We start from the raw sequence: 4,705 nt of genomic DNA, 5'->3' as shown, positions 1-4,705 counted from the left end.
GGGTGCTTTTCTGGTTCTCTTTTGGCACGCAAAAGAGAACATTAACCTAGCGTAACAGCGCTCTGCCCCGCGCACAGGCGCGCGAAGCCGTTCATAAGAAAATAAAAACTTAGCCCCGCGTAACCGCGCTCTACTCCCGCGCCACCAGCGCGCAAAACGCCGTTTTCAGAAAACACTTCCCACCGCATATAAGCTCTTGACCAGATCGTCTCGATACAGCGGATCCTCCGGCTCAAGGCTGTTGATGACCACCCCGCCGCTGACTGCGGCTCCGGTGGAGTGGATATATCTCCCTTCCCCAAGATAGAGGGCCACATGGCCCGGGAAGAAGAGGGCGTCGCCGGGCTTCTTGTCCTCGAACGCCACCTCATGCATCGGCCAACCCTCGACGATCTTGGCGTCCCGGTAGATGAGGACGCCGCACTGCATATAGGCACTGCTGACGAGTCCTGAGCAATCAATGCCCCGGCCCGACTTTCCGCCCCAGCGGTACTCGGTGCCCCTATACTTCTTCGCCTGTGCACAGACCGCAGCCCGGAAGGCATCCTCGCTGCCGCCGTACCAGCGGGCCACGGCGTCGGGCACCAGCCGCTCGGCCGTCGTGGTCAGCGCCTCAGCCAGCACGTCGTTGAAGGCCAGCCCCTCTCTCTGGGAGAACACCGCCGTCATCTCGTACCGCACCGGCTCCAGTGCCACATCCCGGACGTAGCCCGTCCGGCCATCGGTCAGCAGAACCTTTGCCCAGCCCTTGTGGGCCTCGGCCTCTTCAGCGGTCTCGTGCTGGCGGCGGAGGACGCCGCCCCGCTCCAGCTCCAGCATCCGCACCCCCTGCACCTTCGGCAGGCTGAGGACGTCCGTGGCCCGGCCCACGAGAACGAGGTCTGCCCCCAGATACTCCCACAGCTCCTCCTCTCGGACGAACTGCAGCTCCCGCTGGTTCACATAGCCGTGATAGCCGTAAAAGCTGACCACCTCGGCCACATCCGGCGGCAGCAGGACGCCGGCGGTGGTCACGCCGCCGGGCGCAGTCCGCACCTGACAGGCCTGCCCGTACAGGCCCTCATCCCCGATGGTGGAGACAAACCCCGCCTCGCCCTCTTTGATGGTCTGGGGCAGGTCGTAAATGGTGCCCACCGGCACCGAAAACAATGCGTATTTCATCCTTCGCTCCCTTCCAGCAGCTGCAGCAGCTCGTCCGGCCGCATCGAGAGGATGGCACCATCGGCGGTGCCGGTCACGGTGTCGGCCAGCGACTGCTTGGCCTGCTGCAATTCCACGATCTTTTCTTCAATGGTGTCCTGTGCAATGAGCTTATACACCTGCACCGGGTTCTGCTGTCCGATGCGGTAGGCGCGGTCGGTGGCCTGATTCTGCGCGGCCACATTCCACCACGGGTCGTAGTGGATGACGATGTCCGCCGCCGTCAGGTTGAGGCCCGTGCCGCCCGCCCGCAGCGAGATGAGAAAGACGCTCACCTCGCCGCCGTTGAACCTCCGGACAAGCTCCGCCCGGACCGGCTTCGGCGTCGAGCCTTGGAGGGTAAAGTGGCTGATGCCCTCGGCATCCAGACGCTTTGCCAGCAGCTCCAGCATGGAGGTGAACTGGCTGAACAGCAGGATGCGGTGGCCGCCCTCCACGGCGCCGGAGATCAGCTCCACGCAAGCATCCAGCTTGGCGCTGCCGCCCTCCCAGTTGTCCGCGATAAGGCGCGGGTCGCAGCAGATCTCCCGCAGCCGCATGAGGACAGCGAACACCGCCATCTTGTCCTCCGGCTTTGCGGCGCGCAGCTTCTCCCTAGCGTCCACCACCGCAGCCAGATAGAGCTTCCGCTGCTCTTCTTCCAGCTCGATGCGGTAGACGTTCTCGGTCTTGGGGGGCAGCTCCTTCAGCACATCCGCTTTCATCCGGCGGAGGATGAAGGGGCCGGTCAGCTGGTTGAGCCGCCGGACAGCCGTCTGATCCTCTTCCTGCACGATGGGCTTCTCGAACCGGCTGCAAAAGCTTTTATAGGGCGGCAGATAGCCCGGCATCAGGAAGGAAAAGATGCTCCAAAGCTCGCCCAGCCGGTTTTCCACCGGCGTGCCGGTGAGGGCGAACCGTACCCGGCTGCGCACCTTGCAGACGGCCTTATATTTCTGGGTGGTGTGGTTCTTGATGGCCTGCGCCTCATCGAGGATGCAGGCGTAGAACTCCTGCCCCTCGTAAAGAGCCTCATCCCGGCGCAGCAGGTCGTAGCTCGTCACCACGAGGTCGGCGGCGGGCCAGCTCTCAGTCAGCGCAGCCCGGTGGGCTGCGTCGCCATCCACCACCACGCAGGTCAGCTCCGGCGTGAACTTCCGGCACTCCTCGGCCCAGTTCAGCACCAGCGAGGCCGGGCAGACGATGAGGCTGGGCAGCAGCCCTTTGCTCTCAGTCTGGCCGCTCTGCTTCATCGCCAGCAGGTAGCTCAGCACCTGCACCGTCTTGCCCAGACCCATATCATCGGCGAGGATGCCGCCCATCCCGTAGCTGTCCAGCGTCCGCAGCCAGCGGTAGCCGTCCCGCTGGTACTTGCGCAGGGTCTTTTGCAGCGAGGCAGGCGGGGCATACTCGCTGTCCTTGACCGCGTGGAAGCTCCGGCTGATCCGCCGGAAGGCGTCGTCCCGGTCGAACCGCACGCCGGTCTGACCCGAGAGCGCCCAGTCTAGGCTGGGTGCACGGTAAATGGGCAGCCGGGCGTGGCTCTGGCCCAGCTTTGCGCCGGAAAGCTCCAGCGTCTCGTTCAGCTCGTCCAGCACTTCCAGCGAGTCGTCCAGCCGCAGCAGGCGGCCATCCCGCAGGCGGTGGTATCGCTTTTTCTGGTGGAGCGACTTCAGCAGGGCCTTCAGCTCACTCACCGGGAACTCGCCGGTGTCCACCTCCAGATCCAGCACGCTGCCCTGCACCGACACGCTCACCGAGATCTTCGGCGGCGCGGCCTGCAGGTCGCGGAATGCATCGCTGAGGTAGACCTCGCCCTCTGCCAGCAGGGCCGGCACGCCCTCTTCAAGGAAGGTGACAAGGGTATCCTCGTCGTCCGTGCCGTACTCCGCGGGGCTGGTATCGGTCTGTTGGGGCAGATAGGTCTGAAGCAGCCGCCCCGCCCGCCGCTCTGCCCGGGCGTCCCGCAGCAGATCCGCCGGAGCCGCAAAGGGCGTCACCTTATCCTCCCCGTACAAAAACTCCGGGTGAGCGCGGATGGCCCCCATGTGGGGCGCATCCAGATAGAACTGCACCACCGGCTCGAGGGGGATCTGATTCAGCAGCAGCCGGTCGGGGTCCTCGATGGTAAGCTTTCGGCCCAGTTCCGGCAGCACAAAGCTGCAGAAGGATACCGCGTCCTTGCTGGTGAAGAAAAGCCCGCTGCCGCAGAGCGCATTCAGCGCGGGCAGCAGCCGGGCCGCATCGGCCCGTTCCAGCTTCCAGATGGTGTCCTCATTATAAAGATAGCTGTAGTCGAGGCCTTGCAGGGTGTGCAGGCTTGGTTCCACCACGATGTGCACGCCGCCCCGCTTCTTCTCGACCTTCAGGGTCAGCGGGGGCAGGCCCTTGCGCAGCTCATAGCCGCCCACCTCGCCCCTCGGCTCGTACAGGGCCGCCAGCGCGTCCAGCAGCTCACCCGACAGCGGCACACTTCCAGCGGGGCCATTTGCGATGCTGCGGGTCGGGTGGCCTGTGGCGGCTTCCACGCTCTTCACGGTGTCCTGCTGGCGGCGGAGCAGGGTCAGAATTTTCTGTGCCTCGGAGGTAAAGGCGTCCCACCGGTGGACAAAGGCCAACGTTTTGCCGTAGCTGACGCTCCGCTCTTTCTCGATAGCCGTCAGCAGTTCCGGGATGCTTTTTACGACATACTGCCGCCCGCCGTCCGAAATGCGGAGGCGCAGCAGCGGCGGCTGTCCGGAGTAGTCCAGAATGAGTTCGGGTTCCAGTTCCGCGAAGCCTCTCTGCTGGCTGTCCGAGGCCGTCAGGCTCTCCACCTCGGCCAGCGCGTCTTCCTGATAGGCCCGGAGAAGCTCCTGCGCCTGCAGATCTGACACCGGCTCGTCGCCCCGCCATTTCCTGCCGAACAGCATCTCAAGTCCGGAGGCATAGCTGTCCTTCCGGGCTGCGGCCTCCTTGGCAAATTCCGTCCCCCGCTGCACACCCGGAATATCCAGCGCCCTGCGTTTTTCTGGCTTCGGCGCAGCTTTTTCTTCCGGTTCGGCTGTATCCTTCAGCAGCAGCGCACCGATGTGCTTGCAGCAGGGGCCTTCGCCGTTTTCATTGAAAGGGCAGGTGCAACTCGCGCTGACAAAGCTTCCGTTCTGACGCAGCCATGCCTGTGTACGGTAGATATTCCGGCCACTGCCCCGCACGTCGGCGCTCAGATGACGCACGCCGTTCTCCGCCGTCTCACATTCCATCCCCTGCACCCGGTTTTCGTATGCCTTGGCCCGCGCATAGATCGTGCTACCCAGTAGATAGCGGATCTCTTCTCTGTCCATGCCTCTGCCCTCCCTCTCCCAAGCGTTCTATTGGTTAAGCATACCGCACCCGCAGGCCAGATGCAAGAGCTTTGGACGAAAAAAGTCCCGCACGCTCTCGGTAAAACGTGCGGGATGCTTTTACAGATTTTCTTTCAGCTGCTGAGCAAAAAGAAAACCGCCCTGAGAACTCTCAGAGCGGCATATTCAAGTCGGCGACTACC

2 protein-coding genes are annotated in these 4,705 nt (G+C 63.7%); both read right to left on the bottom strand.

Going from position 1 to position 4,705, the window contains the following annotated elements; genetic code table 11:
• Nucleotides 1–165 precede the first annotated feature (165 nt).
• Nucleotides 166–1,161 carry a C40 family peptidase gene (locus tag ACT8X9_RS12830; protein WP_444269250.1) on the bottom strand — a complete coding sequence of 332 codons (996 nt, stop codon included), beginning with the start codon at nt 1,159–1,161 and terminating at the stop codon, nt 166–168.
• Nucleotides 1,158–4,502, bottom strand: coding sequence for a DEAD/DEAH box helicase (locus tag ACT8X9_RS12825; protein ID WP_444269249.1), 3,345 nt, complete (start codon nt 4,500–4,502; stop codon nt 1,158–1,160). Before ACT8X9_RS12825 ends, ACT8X9_RS12830 begins: the two co-directional genes overlap by 4 nt.
• Between the last annotated feature and the right edge of the window lie 203 nt (nt 4,503–4,705).

This window comes from Faecalibacterium sp. (genome assembly GCF_052358865.1).
GTDB classification, from domain to species: domain Bacteria; phylum Bacillota; class Clostridia; order Oscillospirales; family Ruminococcaceae; genus Faecalibacterium; species Faecalibacterium butyricigenerans.
Note: the sequence above shows the minus strand (reverse complement) of the source record. Positions and strands in the feature narration are given on the sequence as shown.